Source organism: Cellvibrio sp. OA-2007, from assembly GCF_000953825.1.
Classification (GTDB): Bacteria; Pseudomonadota; Gammaproteobacteria; order Pseudomonadales; family Cellvibrionaceae; genus Cellvibrio.
Genome location: NZ_BBUL01000094.1, coordinates 17,194 through 37,860, shown reverse-complemented (window position 1 = coordinate 37,860; position 20,667 = coordinate 17,194). Strand labels below are relative to the sequence as shown.

At 45.0% G+C, this 20,667-nt stretch carries 18 protein-coding genes; 14 read left to right on the top strand and 4 right to left on the bottom strand.

Annotated features, from left to right (window positions below):
* Window position 1: 1 nt before the first annotated feature.
* Window positions 2-2,425 (bottom strand): serine/threonine-protein kinase, encoded by a 2,424-nt coding sequence (locus tag AWU77_RS14900; RefSeq protein WP_062064907.1) that lies wholly within the window; start codon window positions 2,423-2,425, stop codon window positions 2-4.
* Window positions 2,426-2,699: 274 nt separating this feature from the next.
* Here AWU77_RS14900 and tagH point away from each other — a divergent pair, with 274 nt between their 5' ends.
* From tagH to tagF, 7 genes are read left to right on the top strand one after another with little or no spacing between them, the layout of a single operon-like run.
* Window positions 2,700-4,163 carry a type VI secretion system-associated FHA domain protein TagH gene (gene tagH, locus AWU77_RS14895; protein WP_193747545.1) on the top strand — a complete coding sequence of 488 codons (1,464 nt, stop codon included), beginning with the start codon at window positions 2,700-2,702 and terminating at the stop codon, window positions 4,161-4,163.
* The gene (locus AWU77_RS14890) at window positions 4,160-4,987 is read left to right on the top strand and encodes a PP2C family serine/threonine-protein phosphatase (RefSeq protein ID WP_084618464.1); all 828 of its coding nucleotides are present in this window, start codon (window positions 4,160-4,162) and stop codon (window positions 4,985-4,987) included. Before tagH ends, AWU77_RS14890 begins: the two co-directional genes overlap by 4 nt.
* 1 nt (window position 4,988) lies before the next feature.
* The gene (gene tssJ, locus AWU77_RS14885; protein WP_062064899.1) at window positions 4,989-5,570 is read left to right on the top strand and encodes a type VI secretion system lipoprotein TssJ; all 582 of its coding nucleotides are present in this window, start codon (window positions 4,989-4,991) and stop codon (window positions 5,568-5,570) included.
* Window positions 5,571-5,587: 17 nt separating this feature from the next.
* Window positions 5,588-6,922, top strand: a complete 1,335-nt coding sequence (gene tssK / locus AWU77_RS14880; RefSeq protein WP_193747544.1) for a type VI secretion system baseplate subunit TssK — start codon at window positions 5,588-5,590, stop codon at window positions 6,920-6,922.
* 23 nt (window positions 6,923-6,945) lie between these two features.
* The gene (gene icmH, locus AWU77_RS14875) at window positions 6,946-8,226 is read left to right on the top strand and encodes a type IVB secretion system protein IcmH/DotU (protein WP_062064895.1); all 1,281 of its coding nucleotides are present in this window, start codon (window positions 6,946-6,948) and stop codon (window positions 8,224-8,226) included.
* Window positions 8,227-8,241: 15 nt separating this feature from the next.
* On the top strand, window positions 8,242-11,808 hold the full coding sequence (gene tssM, locus AWU77_RS14870; RefSeq protein ID WP_062064893.1) for a type VI secretion system membrane subunit TssM: 3,567 nt from the start codon (window positions 8,242-8,244) through the stop codon (window positions 11,806-11,808).
* 1 nt (window position 11,809) lies between these two features.
* On the top strand, window positions 11,810-12,400 hold the full coding sequence (tagF, locus tag AWU77_RS14865; protein WP_062064891.1) for a type VI secretion system-associated protein TagF: 591 nt from the start codon (window positions 11,810-11,812) through the stop codon (window positions 12,398-12,400).
* Between the two features lie 12 nt (window positions 12,401-12,412).
* Here the strand turns inward: tagF and AWU77_RS14860 are convergent, their stop codons facing one another.
* Window positions 12,413-13,249, bottom strand: coding sequence for an HDOD domain-containing protein (locus tag AWU77_RS14860; protein ID WP_062064889.1), 837 nt, complete (start codon window positions 13,247-13,249; stop codon window positions 12,413-12,415).
* Between the two features lie 20 nt (window positions 13,250-13,269).
* Window positions 13,270-14,229 carry a folate-binding protein YgfZ gene (locus AWU77_RS14855; protein WP_062064887.1) on the bottom strand — a complete coding sequence of 320 codons (960 nt, stop codon included), beginning with the start codon at window positions 14,227-14,229 and terminating at the stop codon, window positions 13,270-13,272.
* Window positions 14,230-14,432: 203 nt separating this feature from the next.
* On the opposite strand from AWU77_RS14855, the gene AWU77_RS14850 reads away from it, so the two are divergent.
* Both AWU77_RS14850 and AWU77_RS14845 read left to right on the top strand, forming a co-directional pair.
* On the top strand, window positions 14,433-14,684 hold the full coding sequence (locus AWU77_RS14850) for a succinate dehydrogenase assembly factor 2 (RefSeq protein ID WP_062064885.1): 252 nt from the start codon (window positions 14,433-14,435) through the stop codon (window positions 14,682-14,684).
* Entirely contained in the window at window positions 14,653-15,159 is a 507-nt protein-coding gene (locus AWU77_RS14845; protein WP_062064883.1) for a protein YgfX, read from the top strand. Before AWU77_RS14850 ends, AWU77_RS14845 begins: the two co-directional genes overlap by 32 nt.
* An 8-nt stretch (window positions 15,160-15,167) precedes the next feature.
* Here the strand turns inward: AWU77_RS14845 and nadB are convergent, their stop codons facing one another.
* A complete protein-coding gene (gene nadB / locus AWU77_RS14840; protein ID WP_062064881.1) occupies window positions 15,168-16,793 on the bottom strand; it encodes an L-aspartate oxidase in 1,626 nt (541 codons plus the stop codon).
* A gap of 338 nt (window positions 16,794-17,131) precedes the next feature.
* Here nadB and rpoE point away from each other — a divergent pair, with 338 nt between their 5' ends.
* The 5 genes from rpoE (at window position 17,132) to arfB (ending at window position 20,659) form a co-directional block, all read left to right on the top strand.
* On the top strand, window positions 17,132-17,719 hold the full coding sequence (rpoE, locus tag AWU77_RS14835; protein WP_062064879.1) for an RNA polymerase sigma factor RpoE: 588 nt from the start codon (window positions 17,132-17,134) through the stop codon (window positions 17,717-17,719).
* 221 nt (window positions 17,720-17,940) lie between these two features.
* Window positions 17,941-18,669 carry a sigma-E factor negative regulatory protein gene (locus AWU77_RS14830; protein WP_084618460.1) on the top strand — a complete coding sequence of 243 codons (729 nt, stop codon included), beginning with the start codon at window positions 17,941-17,943 and terminating at the stop codon, window positions 18,667-18,669.
* A 73-nt stretch (window positions 18,670-18,742) separates the two neighbouring features.
* Complete coding sequence (locus tag AWU77_RS14825; protein ID WP_062064877.1) at window positions 18,743-19,732, top strand: MucB/RseB C-terminal domain-containing protein; 990 nt, start codon at window positions 18,743-18,745, stop codon at window positions 19,730-19,732.
* Window positions 19,733-19,767: 35 nt separating this feature from the next.
* Window positions 19,768-20,241, top strand: coding sequence for a SoxR reducing system RseC family protein (locus AWU77_RS14820; protein WP_062064875.1), 474 nt, complete (start codon window positions 19,768-19,770; stop codon window positions 20,239-20,241).
* Window position 20,242: 1 nt separating this feature from the next.
* Window positions 20,243-20,659, top strand: a complete 417-nt coding sequence (gene arfB, locus AWU77_RS14815; protein WP_062064873.1) for an alternative ribosome rescue aminoacyl-tRNA hydrolase ArfB — start codon at window positions 20,243-20,245, stop codon at window positions 20,657-20,659.
* Window positions 20,660-20,667: the final 8 nt, after the last annotated feature.

Below are 20,667 nucleotides of genomic sequence, written 5' to 3'. Positions count from 1 at the left end.
TTTATTGAAAATGATGTTCGAGCGTTTCCGATGCTGGATCTTCTGCACCTATTTTGATGGTTTTTGTGGCATAGCTTGGATGGCGAATCTCAATAATGTGATCGCCAGGTGTTAACGTAATTTGACGTAATGGTGGAGTTACCCCCTTCATTTTTCCATCTAAATAGATCTCACCCCAAGGTATTACTTTAATATTCAGTGTTCTATCTTTTGTGATAGGTTGAGCGGTACTTTCTTTTGAGTTTTCTTGTGGTTGAGACTTTTGCTCACTATTTTCTTGCGCTTCGGTCTGCGCAGCTGTTTGTTCACTTTTTTTATCTGCTGCTTCTATGGATTCATTATTTTTTGTTTCTTTTTTAGTGCTAACAGGGTTAGTTTTTGGGTCAGTAAAATTGTGATAAATGACTGGTTTATCACCCTGTTCAAAATGTATGGTGCGGATTTCGGTTGCTAAACTTGGATTACGTAATTCAATGGTATAGTTGCCTGGCGCGAGCAATATTTCGCGAAGCGGTGGGCTCACACCGTAGCGTTGGTTGTCTATCCAAATTTCACCCCAAGGAACTAGAGTGACTTTTATTGAACTCATTTGAACGGCTTGAGCTGCGCTCTCTACAGTTTTCACCTTGCTGGGAGCAATGGAATTTGATGTTATTGGGGTGTTGTTATCCTTAGGTTGCGCATTATTTTGTGTGGAAATATTTTCGGACTCATCAATGGTTTGCTGTGCTGGTGAGTTTTCACGCACGGCAGAAATTTCTTCTGATTTATTTTGGTTTGCTTCGCCTGCTTCCATAATTATTGGAAATTCTTGTTGCCCGGCAATACTTGAGGGGGGCGTTGTTAAAAAATTGTTTTCGATAGCATGTTCAGCAATGTTTTGATTATTTAATAAGTCATGGTTTTGTACTGGCGACAGCGCAATAGCCGCTTCGACTGATGTTTCATCTTGTTGTAATTCTTCGATAGCATGTCTTCTTGTTTTTTCGTCGTTAGAATTGCTGTCGGTGACAACAAAAGCTACTGCTAAAATAATGCCAGCTAATACAGAGAATACAATTACTAGCGGAAGTGCAAGAAAGCGCCTTTCCATTGGGGCAGAGTTCTGCTGAGTTGTTCTTGTACCCCTCTTATTCTTGAGAATCTGATCTTCTGCATTTTGCGCATGATTTGTAGTTGCTTTTTTCAGTCCATCTTTATTGGAGTTTGTAATCTGCGTGTTTTCAATTAGATCTTTCACATCGGCAAAAGTACTTATAGAAGTATCTTTCTTGGGCGACATATGGTCTTGTAGTATGTTGTCGTTAACCCGACTATTTGTGGCGGGTGATTGCAGTGTTTGAAGGAGCTTTTCCTTAAAAACACTTATTTCATCTTCTGAGAGAATAAGGGTGATTTCGTCATCTTTATGTAGATGATTGGAGTTACCTTTTTGTTTTTTTGCGTTTTCTTGTGCTAACTCAACAAGGGGGGTATTGCCAGTTAATGAGGTGTGTATAGTTAATGCGTCTCGAAAATCAGCAATAGATTGAAATCTATCGCATGGACGTAACGCTAGTGCTTTATTTATCGCTGATAAAAAGCTCTCACTGTATTGTGGATAATCATTAATGTTTAGAAGTTTTAGTGAGTCGCGCATCATTCGTGACACTGATGCAGCTGGTGCTGAACCGGTAATCGCAAAATGCAGTACGGCACCGAGTGCGTATATGTCGGTCCATGGCCCCTGTTCGTTAGCTGTGTCTTCCGTGTACTGTTCTATCGGGGCATAGCCAGGTTTTACGACGACAGTAAGAGCACTTTGCATTCCGGCAATTACACGTCTTGCAGAACCTAAATCCAATAGTACGGGTTGGCCATTGTCTTGAATAACAATATTATCGGGTGCGATATCGCGATGATAAATATGATTGGTATGAAGCAGTTCGATGGCATCGAGTACTGGGCCTAGAATGCATTTTAACCAGCGTTCTGAGCACAAGTTGCGCGATGTTTTTAACAGGTTGCGCAATGTTTTGCCTGAGTAGTGCGGCATTACCATATAGGCTGTGCCATTGGCTTCCCAAAAGCGCAATATTTCCACGAGGGCAGGGTGTTTAAACTGCGCTAGTAACCTTGCTTCGTCAATGAATCCTTGCATACCTGCGGCAAAGGTTTGTTGATGACGAACTGAACGTAGATTAATGTGCGATGACGCCTGCCGACTTGCAATAGCAGCAGGCATATACTCTTTAATTGCTACATTTCGCTGTAGCAGGGTGTCATTAGCTGAATAAACAATCCCAAATCCACCTTCACCAATGATTCCAGTGACAACAAATTCTTTTAACTTTGCACCATTGGCAAGGGCTGATGCGGAATAGTTTCCTCTTTCGCTGGAGGTGGGCTGTTTTGTTGGTGGTGTTGCAGTTGCATTGGCGTCCATGCAGATTCCGCTATAAGTAGTGAGATATGTTTATTGGTTAATGCGGGATGTACTTCACAAATTAATTTGCAAGTTTAGTAACTGCATCCCTTTAATTTACAGGGGGCGATTCTATTTACAAATCAAATTTATCTTTGTGATGCAGATCTACATTTTCGATTTGTGATGTAAAAAAATATCGCTATGATGGCGCCACTTTCCATGAGTAACATTATCAATAGTGTGTTAATTACTTTCAGAAAATATTTTCTGCAACTATATGGATATAGATTTCATGTCGTACTCTTCAAGATTAATGGTCAAGGCCATTTCTTATAATGGTGCATCAATAAACAATGACAGTGTGCTTTGTGATTTTGGTGCTGGTGAGCGTATTTCCATTGGTAGGGGCTCTACTAATCATCTTGTGCTCGAGGATCCTTCCCGTTTAATTTCTCGTGTTCAGGCGCATCTCGCTTATAGAGATGACTCATCAGCAATTATTAATAATGTAAGCAGTTCGACTGGTATATTTATTGGTGCCACCGAATTGCAACCTGGTTTGTCAGCTGTTGTTAGTCTTACAGATTCCCTGATGATTGGCGCATATATACTAAAATTGGAGCCAGTAAAAACATCGTCTGTTAATGAGTCTGTTATAGGGACCGCGGAATCAAGTTTCAATTTTCCAGGTCCCACAAGCATTATTCCTGACGACTTCGATTTTTTTTCAGCTGATAAAATTCTAGAAAATGTCATTCCTAGTAATGTGTCATTAGAATCTATTAATGATGAAAGTGATAATAATGTACTACTCAATAATTTAAGTGAATTGGGATTGCATGAAAGTTTACTTAATTCTAGTGATGATGTTTCAGACGACAAATTGCTGAAAAAGGAAGAGTCTGATCCTTTGGTTTTATTGACTTCAGGTGCCGCAGAGAGTTCTTCGGAAACTTATCCTCTTGATGAAGGGGGTGAAATTGGCTCTTTATTTGTAGCTCCTCGTTTAGCTCGTGCAATTGACTCTGTTTATCAATCATCCGCAAAAAAGATGGAATCTGGGTCTGATATTTTTGTGCCAGTTCACGATCACAGCGCAAAACAGATACCTGGTAATAAATTTGCGGTTGGAGCATCTAATCCAAGTGTTGGCTTGTCCGATGAGCATCGCCATGCTTTAGCTCGCGGGTTGCAAATAGAACAAAATAAACTACCTGAATTGACTGCGGATTTTTTTGAGAAGTTAGGCGGGATATTGCTTCATTTAACTGCTGGTGTGGTCAATATGATGCATGAGCGAGCACAAATTAAGCATGAGATCCGCGCTGACGTAACTATTATTGCTTCCTCTGGTAATAATCCATTGAAGTTTGCACCTGATGCTCACTCAGCATTAGTGCATCTACTTGGTGAACGAGTTCCCGGTTTTATGCATTCGTTGGAGGCTATTGATGATGCTTTTGATGATCTTTTGGCCCATCAAATTGGAATGATGTCTGGTGCGAGAGCGGCTGTTTATGATGTTGTAAAGGATTTTAGTCCTGAAAAAATTCACAAATACATGGTCAATAAAAATTTCATTGATTCATTCTTGCCGATGTCAAAAAAATCCAAACTTTGGGAATTGTATGAAACACATTACTCAGGCGTGGCCGGTAATGCTAAGGAAGATTTTGAATTACGTTTTCAGCAGGCATTTTCACAAGCCTATGAGCAAGAAATAGACAGAATGTGTGAAGCTCGGGAGCGTGCATGAGTTCTTATTTAGCAACATCAGGCATGAGAATAGAGTTCGCCACTCTTTCTCGGCAGGGCGCTCGGGACTATAACGAAGATGCTTGTGGTTATTGGATGTCAGAAGACGGAGCTTGTTTTGTTGTGGCTGATGGCGCAGGTGGCCACGGAGGTGGTGATGTGGCATCGGAAACAGCGGTAAAAACATTTTTAATGGGATTTTCAGCTCAACCTAGCATTAAAAAAAATCATGTGGATCAATTGCTACATCAGGCTGATTCCGCTATTCGTTATGGTCAAACCCTAGCCAATCAATTAAAAAAAATGAGCACTACTGTTGCTTGTCTCTTTTTAAATGATGATGCAGGTTTGGCGCAGTGGATTCATCTAGGTGATACACGTATTTATTTGATAAGGCGACGTAGCTGCACGCTTTTAACTAAAGATCATAGTTTGCAACAACGCTTTATTGATTCCCCTGCGATGAGTGAGAGTTTGGTTCAAGGTAGTATTGCACGAAATATTCTCTATGCAGCTTTAGGTACCGGCGAAGAGGTTTACTTTGAATCGCTCGACGAACCATTTTCTCTCAATGAAGGTGATGCGTTTTTATTGTGTTCAGATGGTTTTTGGGAAGGGGTAGATGCTGATGCAATGGTGTCTTCCTTGGGGTTGGCTGGTTCCGCTCAAGAGTGGTTAATTAGAATGGAACAATTGGTGCTAGATAGAAACTCTGCGACGCAAGACAATTATAGTGCTTTGGCGGTCTGGGTTGGCAGTCCAAACGATATAACGCTCAGCTTGGGATCTGGTGATATTTCCAAACTCCATATGGATATAGTTTGACATGGCAGCGATAAGCTATAGCGTAATTACGATTTTCAAGAATAAAGTAGTTATGCTTTGCAATAAGCGTAATTTCCATTTTGCACTGTTTATAAAATGTGTTCTTTTAACATCACTTTTGGTGATTGTTTCCTGTTCTAGTCCCACAGCTAAAAAAAATAAAATATCGTTAACGCTGGTTGCTTCGTCCGATTTAAATCCTGATATTAATGGCCGTGCTTCACCGCTAGCACTAATTATTTACCAACTAAAAAATTCTTCCTCGTTTAAAAAGGCAGACTATGTTTCGCTGATTGAAAATGGTAAATCCATACTGGGTCAAGATCTTACTGAAATCAACTTTATTACGGTTCAGCCAGGTCAAACTATTGATCTTAATTATGTCATTGCCGAGGGTGAAGGTGCCTTTGGCATTGTAGCTGGGTATAGAGTTATTGATAGTAGTACTTGGCAGCTTGTATACGACTATCCACGATCAACGGAAGGTTTTTTTTCCAAGTTCAATGGGACCGTTGTTTATTCTCATAAGGTGTTGCTCAAAAGGAATAGTATTCACTTAGAGCCTCTGCCTACAAAACATTAATGGGAGTTTTTGTTTTTATGGATACTTATAAAAAGGTTGTTTGGTCTGAGGGAATGTTTTTACGACCACAACATTTTCAGCAGCAAGAACGATATATGGAGGTGATGCGCCATCAGCGAGCGCAAGCGCCTGCACATTATTTTTGGGGGTTTAGGCGACTGCAGTTAGATACATCGTCTCTGACTCTTGGTGTTATTGCGATTTTAGAGGCTGAAGGTGTATTTCCAGATGGTACGCCGTTTAGTTTTTCTTCTGTTAGTGATGCACCTAAGCCGCTTACGGTAAAAGATGGTGTAGCGGATCAAGTTATTTATCTCGCTTTACCCATACACAATAATCAAACTGAATTGGTTGCCTTTGATGCGGATGAAGCAGGGCTAGCTCGTTATTCAGTAGAGGATGTTTTAACAGACGACATCAATTCTGTGGGTGGCGAAGCGGCAGAATTGCAATTGGCTAAGCCTCGCTTAAGGTTATTGTTGCAATCCGAATTGACAGACTCCTGGGTCGCTTTGGGGCTTGTACGAATTTTAGATAGACGCACTGATCGGCAGTTGTTATTAGATCATCAATATATTCCTACCTTAATTTCTAGCTCCGCATCAAGCGGTTTGACATCCTTGTTAAACGAAGTGCTTGGCTTGGTAAAGCAACGCGCTGATGTATTGAGTACACGTATTAGTCAGCCTGGCAGAGGCGGTGTTTCCGAGGTGGGTGAGTTCTTGATGTTGCAATTACTGAATCGCAGTGAGCCTCAATTAACACATTTATTGCAAAGTCAGGGTGGAACCCCTGAAGAGGCTTATAAAATGTTGATTGCGCTTTGTGGTGAGTTAGCGACCTTTGCAAGTGATAACAAACGCACTGGTGATTTACCACTATATTTTCATGATGATCTAGATAAATCTTTTGTTCCTTTGGTGCAAATACTAAGGCGTTATTTGTCTACTGTGTTGGAACAAAATGCGATTGAAATTCAGCTGGTAGAAAAAAACTATGGTGTTCGTATTGGTCAGGTAGTTGATCGTGATCTATTTACTTCCTGTCAGTTTGTTTTAGCTGTTCACGCAAGCGTTCCTCCTGATGTACTGAAACAAAGTTTTCCTAAGCAAATAAAAATTGGGTCAGTTGATAAAATTCGAGATTTGGTCAATTTGCAGTTGCCGGGTATTTTATTGAGTGCGCTTCCTATAGCGCCACGTCAAATTCCCTATCATACAGGGACGCACTATTTTGAATTGGATGCTAGTTCGGATATGTGGGCCGCATTTAAGGCCACAGGTACTATTGCTATGCATGTGGCGGGTGATTTTCCCGATTTACAAATGCAATGCTGGGCAATACGTAGATAATCTAACGATTATAGGGAACTATTATGCTCGATATTGATTCATTCGGAGTAAGCACGTCCAGAACCTTTGTGGTTCCAAATCCCGGAGGGAGAGCGAAGGCCACAACTGAGGTGCCTATATCCAATTCATTTTCTAATGAGTCGGATGAGGTTTTTTCTGGGAGTAATCCGCTTTTGGCGGTTGCTAATCCGATTTTAAATATGATCTATCAGGTTCGCACTTTGGTGCACAATCCTGACCCCTCCCTGCTGCGTAATTACTTAATTGAAGAAATTAAAAAATTTGAGGCGAGAGCAAAAGCTGAAGCTATATCGCCTGAACATATTACTGCCGCGCGGTATTGTTTATGCACTGTGATTGATGAAACAGCTGCTCAAACTCCTTGGGGGGGAGGAGGTGTTTGGCCTCGCTACAGTCTGTTGGTAACGTTTCACAATGAGACTTGGGGAGGGGAAAAGTTCTTCCAAATTTTGGCTAAGGTATCGCAGACACCTGCATTGCATCGCGATCTTATCGAGCTAATGTTTTTTTGCATCTCTCTCGGCTTTGAAGGGCGATATAAAATAGTACCCAACGGCCAATCCCAGTTGGAGTTATTACGCCTGCGATTAGCGGATATGCTTGCCAACCTTAAGGGTGAAAAAATTAAAGCGTTATCTTCTCACTGGATGGGGTATGCAAAACCGCGTACCGCTATATGGACATTGTTGCCGGTGTGGGTGTCAGCGCTATTTGGTGTGATTGTGGGCGCGGTTTTGTTTGTCTATTTTGCACTTAAGTTATCGGTTTATTCTGACTTCGTATTTGCTCAAATTGTTGCCTTGCCTATACCTAAAGTAGTTGCCTCGCCAGTCGCTCAGCCTGACAATCCAGTATCACTAATGCTTCAGGAGGAGGTTAAGCTGAGGTTGGTGACCGTACGTGAATCTGCGGGCGTCGCGGTGGTTACTCTTATGGGGGATGGTCTATTTGAGTCTGGCAGCGCTGCCATCAATACAAGTTATTTGGAGGTGATTAATAAAATTGCTGATGCTGTTAACCGTTATGGAAAGGGCGCTGTGATTTCTGGTCATACGGATAATGTTCCTATTCGCACTGCACGATTTCCGTCTAATTGGCATTTATCGGTGGACCGTGCAGGGAGTGTTGCGAGGCAGTTACAGATAAGCCTTTTGGGGCATCGCCTAATTGAAGTAAGAGGATTGGGTGATGCTGAACCTCTTGCTGAAAACAATACAAAAGAGGGGCGATCACTGAATCGTCGGGTTGAAGTAAAAATATTGCTTGCATCTACAAAATACTAAAAGGAAGTTGTTCTCGTGATTCGTAAAATTATTCACTTTTTATCTCACCCTGTGTTGTGGAAGCTAATTGCAATAATCTCGCTTATCTGTGCCATCTGGTTTGTCGGCCCATTGTTTGCGTTTGCAGAATGGCGGCCATTGGAGGCCATTAGTCATCGGATTTTGCTGATTTCGCTATTGCTTGCTTATTTTTTAATTAAAAAATTAGTTTCTGTTTGGCGCGTACATAGAATTAATGACAAGTTTATTGATGCCTTGGCCGGTAAGGGATTGTCTGAATCGCAAAATGCGCCTGCATTAGATGAGTTGAGTCATAATTTTGCCAATGCTATGGGGCACTTAAAAATTACCACTAACGAGGCTCGTAACGGTTTTTTCTCTGGCTTACGGAAAAAATTTGTTTACCAGTTTCCTTGGTATGTCTTTATTGGCGCCCCAGGTTCAGGAAAAACCACAGCGTTAATCAATAGTGGGTTGCAGTTTCCGTTGGCCGAAGTTGTTGGGCGAGAGCCTTTAAAGGGAGTCGGAGGCACGCGTAATTGTGACTGGTGGTTCACTGATGATGCCGTGTTTATCGATACAGCAGGTCGTTATATTACACATGAAAGCCACAGTGAAAATGATAAAGATGAGTGGCTTGGATTTTTAGCGTTGTTGAAAAAATTCCGACCAAGACAACCTTTAAACGGTGCGGTGTTAACCATTGCAATGAGTGATCTTTTGGCTGGTGGCGAACAGTCGCGCGATAGGCACGCGGCCATTATTAAGGCGCGCTTGAATGAGCTAGGGAAATCACTAGGCATTAGTTTCCCTGTCTATATTCTGATCACCAAAGCGGATCTTCTAGGTGGTTTTGGCGACTATTTTGCTGATTTTTCTAAAGAGGAGCGTGAGCAGGTATTGGGATTTACTTTCCCCTTTCAGACTAATCATGGGTCTGCTGAGAGCGGGGTGAATGAGTTAATTCGTAAGAAATTGGGTCTGATTGCCCGGCGCTTATTCGATGGAGTGCCGGATATTATGTTACGTGAGACGGATGTTTCGCGTCGAGCCCAAGCTTATGCGTTCCCACAAAATTTTTCTAATTGCCTTCCATTAATAAGCGACATGGTAGATAAGATTTTCTTGGGTGGCGATTGCTCTGGGGCTTTAGTGCGAGGTGTTTATTTTACTAGCGGTACTCAAGAAGGAACACCTTTTGATCGGGTGTTGAGCGCGCTAGGTCGCCGCTTCGGTGTTAGTTCGAGTATAAACATTAATAAGAAAGGTGTTGGTGGGCGCAGTTTTTTCTTAAAAGATCTGATTACCAAGGTTATTTTTCCTGAGGCACATTTGGCGGGTAAAAATCGACTGGAGGAAAAAAAGGAATTATGGTTTGGGCTGGGGGCACACAGTTTAATTCTGCTTATGTTTGTAACCTTTTCTGTTTTTTTGGCGGGAAGTTATTATAAAAATATTGATTATTTACAGGATGTCGAAGCAAAAAACAAAGCTGCAGCTACAGAATTCATAGGCTTATCCAGTTCCGGTGTGGTTGATTTTGTTCGATATCTTCCCTCGCTTAACGAGCTATGTTGTATAGCAGCTGGGGATGACTTTCTCGCAGACAGTCCGCCACTTGAAATGACGTTTGGTTTGTATCAAGGATTGAAAATTGATACTGCAACTCAGTATATCTATGAACGCGCTTTGCGAAGTAAATTGCTGCCTGTGGTGGCGCAACGATTGGAGCAGTTGCTTAATGCCTCAACAGGGCGTGACTTGGACTCTACTTACCAAGCATTGAAAGCTTATTTAATGCTTAATCAGTCGGAGCATTATAATGGTAAGCAGTTGCTGGAATTTGTTCAGGCAGATTTCAAGCAGCGTTTTTCTCAGGATATTTCTCGTGAGCAACAAGCGGCTATGTTATTTCATCTGCGCAATTTGTTTTCTCAGCAAGAGCTGATTTCTCCGTTTGCATTAAATGAAACATTGGTTCAAGAAAAGCGTAGAGCACTTAGTGGTTTTTCTTTCGCTGAACGAGCTTATCAAACGATTAAGGCTCGCTTAATGAAAAATAACATGACTGATTTTTCTTTTCTAAGTGGTGGCGGTGCAAAAGGCAATTTCGTATTTCAGCGTAGCAGTGGGAAGCTATTAAGCGATGGTATTCCTGGATTTTTTACTCGAGCGGGCTATCGCGAAGTGTTTTTGCCAGCGTTAGATGCTGAGCTTGCAGGAATTGCTAAAGAAGAGTCTTGGGTGCTGGACTCTTTTTCATCTGCTGGTTTAAAAGGTATGGATGATTTAAATAAAACGGATACAGAGCGAGCAATAAATCGCTTGTATTTGCAGGAGTATGCGACAGTTTGGGATAATTATCTTGGCGATCTGCGTCTAGCTGATACTCGCTCCATGTCTGAATCTATCGATATCGCACGTATTTTATCTTCTGCGGACTCGCCGTTAATTAAATTATTAAACGCGGCTGCGCGGGAGCTAAATCTTTCAGAGGGTTTGCCTGAGCAATCCAGTGAGGTGGTTGATAAGTTGGCGAAACGTGTCACTGCTAGAGTTTCAGGTTTGAATAGTCATGTTGAGGGGTTATCTCTGACGACGTTAATGGATGATGAGTTCGAAGAAATAGTCGGTGCTCGTTTCAAAGAGTTAATAGAGTTTAGTCTTGGTGCTAACAAAGAGGCCGAAGTAAATGCACTGCTGAAATTATTTAATGATGTATATGTTAATCTTTCTAATATTGATTTTTCTATCCGCAGTGGCGTAAGGGCGTTGGATCAACAACACACAGTTGCAAAAATCCGTGCAGAGGCCGTACGTTATCCTGTCCCTATACGCACGGTTCTGGAAGGATTGACCGATGAAGGTCGAAGGCAGGCTGATGGAGGGATTAGGGGAGCCTTAAGTGCCGAGTTGGAAAGTTCGGTGGGTGAGTTCTGTCGCGTTGCTATACGGGGGCGTTATCCTTTTGATCGCAATTCTAACCGTGATGCTACCTATGCTGATTTTTCAAAACTATTTTCACCTGGCGGATTGATGGATAGTTTTTTTAATACACATTTAAAATCGATCACTGATGTTAGTGGTAGAGTATGGGCTCTACGGCAAGCCAATAATGGACAGTTGCCGATTAAATCATTTCAGCAAGCGGCAAAAATTCGCGATGTGTTTTTTGCTTCCGGTGCCTCCATGCCTGCATTAAATTTTGAGTTCAAGGTGCTGGAAATGGACGCGGCGATTAGCCAGCTTTCCCTCGATTTCGATGGGCAGTTATTTCAATATGCTCATGGGCCACAAATTCCACGAGCTGTTTCTTGGCCTGGCCCATTGGGCAGCAATCAGATACGAATCGAATTGAGTAGCGCAGAAGCCAATCGAAAGTCTTTGGTCGTAAATGGCCCTTGGGCATTGATGCGTTTGTTTGATTCGGGGGATCGGCGTCGTTTACAACCGGAAAAGTTTATTTCCACCTTGTTTATTCAAGGATATAAAGTGGTGCTTGAAATTACTTCTAGTAGCGTTAACAATCCATTTTATTTGGCTGAGTTAAGCGATTTTTCGTGTCCTGTGCGATTAAATTAGTATGAGTGATGCGTCATCTCCGTTCAATTGTGGTTTTTATGGGAAAATTCCCAGTTCTGGTGATTTTGTATCGCGGGATATGCCCTACAGTTATGTGCAGTATTTTGATAATTGGTTTAGCGCAGGCATGGTTGGCTTATTTTCCGACCATCAAGATTGGTTGAATAGTTATTTAACTGCACCGGTCTGGAGTTTTGTCATTTGCCCCGGAGTCTGGGGGGAAGAATATCTATACGGTGCGGTTATGCCGAGTGTTGATTCTGTAGGAAGGTATTTTCCTTTTGTTGCTATTTTACGCGGGGAAACCTTGAGCTGTGTTGATTCTGTGTCATACCTGCCTTCGCTAGCGAATGAGCTTCCTATTTTACTACAAGAAAGTTTTTTGCTGGATTCGATATGTGCTTTTCTTGTTGAGCATGTTGGATCTGAAGTGCCTGCTTCAATTGTTTTAGCCGCACTCAATACGCTTGAATCCAGTCAGGGGGAAAGTTGTTGGTGGTGCGCAGAGCCTGATTCAAGCGAACATCCCTTTCACATTCATCGTGGCCCACCTGACGTTGAGTTGTTTAAAAAACTATTTTCTAATGCTTAACGGTCACCACTTTTAAAGTAGAAGCGACATGGCTGCTTCCATTTCTTCACTTAAATCTTCTGACTCTGCAATCTGCATATCTGGGTCGAGACCTAAGCGCTCAAAAGCTGTTACTTTGGTGCAATCTATTTTGGTCATGGGTGAGTCTGTGCCGAGATAACTTTGCAGCATGGCTACGGTAACTATATCGCCATAATCCGCTTTAGGGCTTTGACGCGCAAAATCGATATGTTGCGTTGGAATATGAGCTAGCTCTTCAGGGAATCCCCATGTTTTTAAAATGAGATCGCCAATTGGCCCGTGTAATTCGTCGATGACTGCATCGAGGGTGAAACTGTCTTTGAGCAGTGCGGGGTGATCTTCTGCGTAGGTGAGAATGGGGAGCACGCCAATTTTGTGCACGAGACCGGCGAGGGTTGCTTGGTCTGGCCGCAAGCGGGTGTAGTGTTTACACAATACGTGACTAATGCCCGCAACTTCGCTGGAGCGACTCCAAACTTCACGCATACGCATATCGACCAGGTCGGACGTGGCTTGGAACATTTGTTCCATCGCAAGACCGGTGGCGATATTGCAGGTGTATTGAATGCCGAGGCGCATAAGTGCGGTGCGCAAATCTTCAATGGCACGGCTAGCGCGTAGCAGTGGGCTATTGGCGACACGGATAATACGGGCGCTCAACGCGGCATCCCCACCGATCACACCATTTAGCTTATCAATATCGGCATCCGGGTCGTCGGCGACTTCCCGTACCTTTAGCGCAACTTCGGGGAGGGTAGGTAAAACAAGCCGGTCGTTGTTGATGGCGGTGATAATTTCAGTGCGAACTTTTTCAGCAATCGGGTTCATGCGTGATCCTATAGCAGCGTTTATTCAATGATGTCATCTGCTGTAGGTATAGCATAGGGAAGCGGTAGTTGACTGAAAATTTCCCCGCTGTTTTCCAGTGTTACCTGATCTAATTGCTCATCCAATAAAGAAGCGAGAATCTCAATTTGGCCGTCGGCGGCGAAAGCAGCGGCAACAAGGTGCCCGCAGGCCTGCCGGGTTTTGGCGTTGATCAGTGCGCTACCGGGTGTTGGGAGCTGGGTACTGCTCAGGGTAAAACGGTACATATGACGTTTTAGTTTGCCGCGATAATGCAAGCGCGCCACGATTTCCTGACCGGTATAACAGCCCTTGCGGAAGTTAATGCCGTTAATCAGTTGGTAGTTAATTTCCTGAGGGGTAAAAAGCTCCAATGTTTCAGGGTGGATGTCGGCAACGCCTGCACGAATATTTTGTAATTCCCACCCATTGATGTCGCCGGAAAGTGTGTGGCTGGTTAGTTGTTCAAACTTGGCGACTTCACTTGATTTAATCCAGCATTCAAAGCGATGTTCATCCAGCTGGATTAGAAAGTTGCCGTCCTGTTCGATCCAGCCATCATTCCCTGCGGGCAACTTTTTAAAAACGGCCTCAACTGTTTGTTGGGCTGCATCGCCATAAATCCCATAAAGGCTATAGTCGCTGTCATCGTGCAACTTGGCTTTGGAGAAGACGATGTATTTACCGAGCGAGCTTTTGGCCTTTTCCAGCATAGATGCGGGAATACGCAGGGCGATGGTTTCTGCATCCATTTGCAGGGCGCGGAAGCTGAGTAGTATGCGCCCTTTAGGATTGCATTGTGCGCCAATGCGGGTGACGGGAGCGCTTAACTCGCGCAGATCACAAGTGACCTGACCTTGTAAGAACTTGCTGGCATCTGGCCCTTTGACTAGCAGTAATCGAGTTTGATTAAGGGTTACCCGGTAGGTGGAATGGTTGGTGGTGAGGCTGGCGTGAGTCATGACGATCAATACCGCTAAAGTGTGTGATTCTCTGTATGGTGTTAATGACAAAACCTAAATTAATCAAGGTGATGTTGCCCGCATCATACCGTTTTTGCTGAGCTACTGTGTATTGGCGGCGACATAGTTGTGCTGAGGGTTCGCGCATAGGTTGCAGCTCGTTTATAATCGTTGCCTGTCGAATCATCAAAATAGGTAGTGGCGTGGATATCAATCGTTTGTTGTGGGGTAGCCGGCGCGGAATGTTGGAGCTGGATTTGGTGCTGATGCCATTTCTGGAAAATGTCTATCCAACCTTGGAACAGGCTGACAAAGAGCGTTACTGGTTGTTATTGGAGGAGCAGGATCAGGATTTATTTGCCTGGTTTATGCGCAGGAATGACCCTGCCAACCCTGAACTACAACGGATTGTAGGTATTATTCGTGCAAATACCGGTCTTCAAAAAAGCAGTTGATTCCAATCTGATTACTGCTGATTCATCTGCATTAAAACCGCTGCCGCGATTGGCAGCGGTCTCTATTAATCGCTCCCGTTTAGGCTCTCTGCTTTATCGCTATAGTTACAGCGCGTTTGTCGCCAGTCTGTTGTTGGTCTTTTATCCTTTTATCGTTAAACAGGTTCTCTGGGGGCTGGCTCTGCTGTTGTGTTGGGGTGGGGTTTGGTGGGCGTATCGCCAAACACGCGACTGTTTTGTGGTCGGCGCGCTCGGTTTTGCTGACAATCATTGGCTGCTGGAGCAGGCGGGGCATACCCGTCACTTAGTGCTGGCTGGTGAGGTTTTGTGTTGGTCTTGGTTGATTATTTTGCCCTTGCGCGACACCGAAGGTGGCAAAGTTTGCCGCTTGTTATTGTTTTGTGACGCGCTAACTAAAACCGATAACGCCCGCTTACGCCGCTGGTTGCGCGCTTGTTTAACGCCCAAGGCGTAAGCGAGTGTTTAGACTTCTTTGCTGACGATTACATCTTGCCCGGCGAAATTAGTGGGCACCAGAATGGTATCGCGCGCTATAGGTGATTTTTCCGGATAGTCGGGCGAGTAGTGCAAGCCGCGGCTCTCTTTGCGCTCATGAGCCGAGCGAATAATCAACTCCGCTACAATTGCCAGATTGCGCAACTCGATCAAATCACTGCTGACGGTGTAGTTGCTGTAATACTCGGCGATTTCTTTTTGTAGCAGTTTGATGCGATGTGTCGCGCGCTCCAAGCGTTTGTGAGTGCGCACAATGCCCACGTAATCCCACATAAAACGGCGCAATTCGTCCCAGTTATGGGAGATAACAACGTCTTCATCAGAATCTCTTACGCGCGATTCATCCCATTGCGGCGATAACTCTGGTGCGTGAATGCTGTCGAGCTTGGCCAAAATATGCTGCGCGGCCGATTGTGCATAGACAATACATTCGAGCAGGGAATTACTCGCCATGCGATTGGCGCCGTGTAATCCGGTAAACGAGGTTTCACCAATCGCATAGAGATGTTGTAAATCGGTTTGGCCATTTTTATCTACCACAATTCCGCCGCAGGTGTAATGCGCTGCAGGTACTACTGGGATGGCCTCCTTGGTAATGTCGATCCCAAACTCCAGGCAGCGCGCTTTTACCGTTGGAAAGTGTTCGCTAATGAATTCTTCGGGTTTGTGGCTAATATCCAAATATACACAGTCGCAACCCAGGCGTTTGATTTCATGGTCAATGGCGCGGGCGACTATATCGCGCGGCGCCAACTCTTCGCGCTCGTCAAAGCGCGGCATAAAACGTTCGCCGCTCGGCAAGCGCAAATACGCGCCTTCGCCGCGCAGTGCTTCGGTAATCAAAAAGTTTTTCGCCCTTGGGTGATATAAACAGGTGGGGTGGAATTGATTGAATTCCATATTGGCCACCCGGCAACCGGCGCGCCACGCCATGGCGATGCCATCGCCACTGGCGCTATCCGGGTTGCTGCTATACAAATAAACCTTGCTTGCACCGCCTGTTGCCAGAACAACCACTTTGGCCTGGAATACATGCACCGCATCATTTTTGCTGTCTAACACATAGGCGCCGCTGCAGCGCAGTTTGCGCGAATCTGCATCGGCTTGAGAGATCAGGTTGACCGCAACGTGGTGTTCAAAAATATCAATATTGGTTTGTTGCTGAACCTGTTCGATCAGGGTTGAGTGCACCGCTTGGCCGGTGGCATCGGCGCTGTGAATAATGCGTCGGTGGCTGTGGCCGCCTTCTTTGGTCAGGTGATAATCGCCGTTGTTATTTTCCTTGGTGAAATTGACGCCTTGGTTAATCAGCCATTGAATCGCGTCCTTACTGCGCTCAACGGTAAAACGCACGGCGTCTTCATGGCAGAGGCCGGCTCCGGCAACCAGGGTGTCGGCAACATGTGCGTCAATGGAGTCTTGATCGTCCAATACTGCTGCTATGCCGCCTTGGGCAAACCAGGTAGAGCCCTGGTTGATTTCATTTTTGCTGAGCACAGCAACCCGCGCTTGTTGGGCTAGACTTAGCGCCAGTGTCAAACCGGCTGCGCCTGAGCCAATAACCAGAACATCGTATTGATAGTGTTTTTTCATGCAAGTATGACCCAGTGGGCGATAGGATTAGGTGAAGCGGGTAGATTTTGGCGCAGTATATCAAGCCCGCAGAGGTTTATACGAAGTAAACAGCCTTTGGGCTAATAACTCCGTATAATCATTCATGAACTTTTTAAGCATGGTTTTGTCTATGAGCCAACCAGCTTTAATAGTTGAGGTTGTAGAAAAATACTTGCACCATTGCAAATCGCTCCATGGATAGCAGGTGATAAAGTTGGTTTAGTGAGGTCGGTTTCTGAATTGAGACGATTAGCTCTGGAATACTGACATAGATTTGCCCATAACCAGCAAGGTTAGGGCGCTTGGGGGTTAAAAGAATGACAGCGCAACTGGCGCCTGATATTGATCAGCAACTGGTCGAGCGAGTTCAAAAAGGCGATAAACGCGCGTTTGATTTGCTAGTAATTAAATACCAGCACAAAGTACTGGCGGTGATTAGTCGTTTTATTCGCGATCACGCCGAAGCTCAGGATGTGGCGCAAGAGGCCTTTATTAAAGCCTATCGTGCGCTGCCCAATTTCCGCGGAGATAGTGCGTTTTACACCTGGATTTACCGTATCGCTATTAACACCGCCAAAAATCACATAGTTGCGCGCAACCGCCGCCCGCCAACCAGCGATGTGGAAATCGAAGATGCTGAATTCTTTGATGGCAATGACGGCATGCACGAATTAAATACACCTGAGCATAATATTTTATGCGCAGAGCTGCAGGATACGATTGAGCAGGCATTTCAGGATCTGCCGGATGATCTGCGCACTGCGGTGACCCTGCGTGAAATTGATGGTTTGAGCTATGAGGAGATCGCCGAGGTAATGGCGTGCCCGGTTGGCACAGTGCGTTCGCGTATTTTCCGCGCGCGCGAGGCGATTGATAAACGCATCAAACCGCTCATTGAAGATTAGCCAATCTCAAGTTGATGAGAGCGTGGAAGGGAAATAGCAACCCTATTGAAAAACTTGCACATTTTTTTGTAATTTCGTGAACCAATTGACTATTGTCTAGTCATAGAAAGCAGCTGGGTCAGAGCTGTTAAGTATTAAGGTTACTGGCCCTTTAATAACGCAATGCATAAATTATTTTTTTTGCGCACCTGCGAGCACTTCTAACAGAGGCACCAGCGAGAATGACAGAGCAAATCCAACCACCAGTGCTTGCCGAATCTTTGTCAGCACTTATGGATAATCAGGCGTCTGAGTTGGAGATTCAGCGGCTGCTCAAGGCACTTGATGCAAGCCCTGAACTCAAATCTACTTGGTCTCGCTATCAAATTGCCAGTGCAGGCCTTAAGGGTGAACTCCCTGTTATTGCTTCCAGCGACTTTGCGTCACGTATCAGTGCGGCAATTGATGCTGAAGAAACTTATACGCTTAAACCACAGGCTGCGTTGCAACCAGAGGCTAACCAAGCTGACTCGGGCAATGTGGTTGTCATGCCGTTGCGCTGGTGGCAGCAGGCAGGCCGTGTTGCAGTAGCGGCATCGGTCGCTGGGGCTTTGATTGTTGGTGTGCAGCAATATCAAACGGTGGCACCACAAACGGCAGAATTCGCGGTTAACAATGCTGTTTCTGCACCTGTTGCAGCGACCGAAACCAAAGCGGCCAATTTGCCCTCTGGTATCAATGCGCCTGCACTTTCTGCGCGAACTGTAGCTGTGCAAAGTGGTTATGAATCGCGCCCACAGGAAAATCGTCGGGTAATGTTTGTGCCACGCCAAGAAGCGGCACCTATTTATAATGAAGACGTGAGTACCTACGTTAACCAGCTGATTCAAGAGCATACCGATAATGCGTCGATTAATAGCGGCCAAGGTATGTTGCCTTATACTCGCGTTATTCTGGTGGAAGAGGAATAGTTCTAGCTAGCCGTTGCTTTAACAGGTGGAGCAGTTATGCTGCTCCCTTGATCCACTCTCTCGCGAGTTTCTAATGTTAACGCCGCTGTTTATTCGCCCCGTTTTATTTGTATTCCCATTGTTGGTATCGCTTAATCTGCACGCTCAAGATGTAGTTGTCACATCTTCCCAAGCACAATCCAATATTACCCAGTCGCAAGAAGTAACCAAACTATTGCAAAAAATGGCGAGTATTCCGCACACCCTGAATTATCAGGGATCTTTTACTTATCAGCACAAAGATAATCCCTCATTGCAAAGTTTCCGGGTTATCCATTGGGTGCAAGATGGTATAGAACATGAGCGGTTACAGCACTTGAATGGACCAGAGCGGGAATTTTTGCGCTCGGGTAAGGCGATAGGTTGCGCATCGCTTGGCGATCAACTATTGCAAGGTAAGATTGGCCAACTAGGCGCTAATCTGGCACGAATGGATCAATTGTATAAATTTGAAATTCGCGGTCCGGAGCGGGTCGCAGGGCGCGAAGCGACTGCGCTACTCGCGCTGCCATTGGATACTTATCGTCACAGCTCATTGTTGACGATTGATAATGAGACTGGCCTGGTATTGAAATCCTGGCTGGTCGATGAGTCGGCTCGGCCACTAGAGCGTTACCAGTTCATCGATCTAGATTTGAGCCCTGATGTGGACAGCATTCGCCAGCAACCAGCCGCTAAATTGCAGCGCTCGGCAACTGCCCAGATCAGTGAATGTAATCCCTCCGATTTGAAACAGTCGGAACATTGGCGCTTGGCTTGGGTGCCACCTGGTTTTGCGTTTGCGGGTCAGCGTCAGGTGCGCGACCATATTGACATGATGATGTATACCGACGGGCTAACAACATTTTCGGTATTTGTTGAATTGGCAACTGGTGCAATTCCTGAAGGAGTTGCTTCTCGTGGCGCAACTCTGGCGGTAATGGATTCCTTGGTGCATCAAGGCAAAAGTTATCGCATCACCGTAGTTGGTGAAATACCGGTCGTCACCGCGCAAAAAATTGCGCAGAATATAAATGGGCTCTAATTCCCTTTAGTAGTCTGCACATTCAAGGTAAGCGTATGATTCTCGAAACTGGTCGCATAGTGGCGATAGAAGCTGAAGGTGTTTGGGTGGAAACCATCCAGAAATCGGCCTGCGGTTCCTGTAAAGCCGAAAAAGGTTGCGGGCAAAGTTTGATCAATAAGTGGGATGGTCACACAGCGTATATTTGGGTACTGCTGGAAGGGCGCAAGCCGGAAACCTACCACTTGGGGGATGAAATCCAAATTGGCATCCCCGAAGACGTTATCGCCAAGGGTGCGTTACTGGTTTATATGCTGCCTTTAATCACCCTGCTGATTGCTACCGCCGTGGCCCATCACCAATTTGCTCACGAAGGTATTACTACACTCAGTGGTTTTGTTGGGTTGCTTTTAGGTGGGGTGATTGTGCGCTGGCACTCATGGCGTAGCCGATTGGATCGGAATCTGCAGCCAGTATTGGTCGACGATCGAAAACCACTGCATTTTTACCAAGCGGCAGGGCAACACTAATATGTTGCGCGTGAATGCGTCGATTGTCATTCCCCTGAGTGAGATTGAGTGTAACGCCATGCGCGCTCAGGGTGCGGGTGGGCAAAATGTCAACAAGGTGTCGAGTGCGATACATTTGCGGTTTGATATCCCAAATTCTTCATTAAGTGAATTTTGCAAAGCGCGATTACTGGCCTTGGGTGATAAACGCATCACCAGTGAGGGCGTGCTTATCATCAAAGCCCAGCGTTTTCGCACCCAAGAACAAAACCGTGTGGATGCGCTCGCGCGTCTGCAAGAAATTATTATCGACGCAATAAAAATTGAAAAAATGCGCCGCGCAACCAAACCAACCTTTTCTTCCAAGCAGCGCCGGATGGATGCAAAAACCCAGCGAGGGTCGATTAAATCGGCGCGTCAAAAAGTCTCGTTGGATTAGTTCAAACC

What these genes read in the sequence shown, in the direction of transcription:
- AWU77_RS14900 (WP_062064907.1), bottom strand. Translation starts at nt 2,425, where the DNA reads ATGGACGCCAATGCAACTGCAACACCACCAACAAAACAGCCCACCTCC.
- tagH (WP_193747545.1), top strand. Translation starts at nt 2,700, where the DNA reads ATGTCGTACTCTTCAAGATTAATGGTCAAGGCCATTTCTTATAATGGT.
- AWU77_RS14890 (WP_084618464.1), top strand. Translation starts at nt 4,160, where the DNA reads ATGAGTTCTTATTTAGCAACATCAGGCATGAGAATAGAGTTCGCCACT.
- tssJ (WP_062064899.1), top strand. Translation starts at nt 4,989, where the DNA reads ATGGCAGCGATAAGCTATAGCGTAATTACGATTTTCAAGAATAAAGTA.
- tssK (WP_193747544.1), top strand. Translation starts at nt 5,588, where the DNA reads ATGGATACTTATAAAAAGGTTGTTTGGTCTGAGGGAATGTTTTTACGA.
- icmH (WP_062064895.1), top strand. Translation starts at nt 6,946, where the DNA reads ATGCTCGATATTGATTCATTCGGAGTAAGCACGTCCAGAACCTTTGTG.
- tagF (WP_062064891.1), top strand. Translation starts at nt 11,810, where the DNA reads ATGAGTGATGCGTCATCTCCGTTCAATTGTGGTTTTTATGGGAAAATT.
- AWU77_RS14860 (WP_062064889.1), bottom strand. Translation starts at nt 13,249, where the DNA reads ATGAACCCGATTGCTGAAAAAGTTCGCACTGAAATTATCACCGCCATC.
- AWU77_RS14855 (WP_062064887.1), bottom strand. Translation starts at nt 14,229, where the DNA reads ATGACTCACGCCAGCCTCACCACCAACCATTCCACCTACCGGGTAACC.
- nadB (WP_062064881.1), bottom strand. Translation starts at nt 16,793, where the DNA reads ATGAAAAAACACTATCAATACGATGTTCTGGTTATTGGCTCAGGCGCA.
- rpoE (WP_062064879.1), top strand. Translation starts at nt 17,132, where the DNA reads ATGACAGCGCAACTGGCGCCTGATATTGATCAGCAACTGGTCGAGCGA.
- AWU77_RS14830 (WP_084618460.1), top strand. Translation starts at nt 17,941, where the DNA reads ATGACAGAGCAAATCCAACCACCAGTGCTTGCCGAATCTTTGTCAGCA.
- AWU77_RS14825 (WP_062064877.1), top strand. Translation starts at nt 18,743, where the DNA reads ATGTTAACGCCGCTGTTTATTCGCCCCGTTTTATTTGTATTCCCATTG.
- AWU77_RS14820 (WP_062064875.1), top strand. Translation starts at nt 19,768, where the DNA reads ATGATTCTCGAAACTGGTCGCATAGTGGCGATAGAAGCTGAAGGTGTT.
- arfB (WP_062064873.1), top strand. Translation starts at nt 20,243, where the DNA reads ATGTTGCGCGTGAATGCGTCGATTGTCATTCCCCTGAGTGAGATTGAG.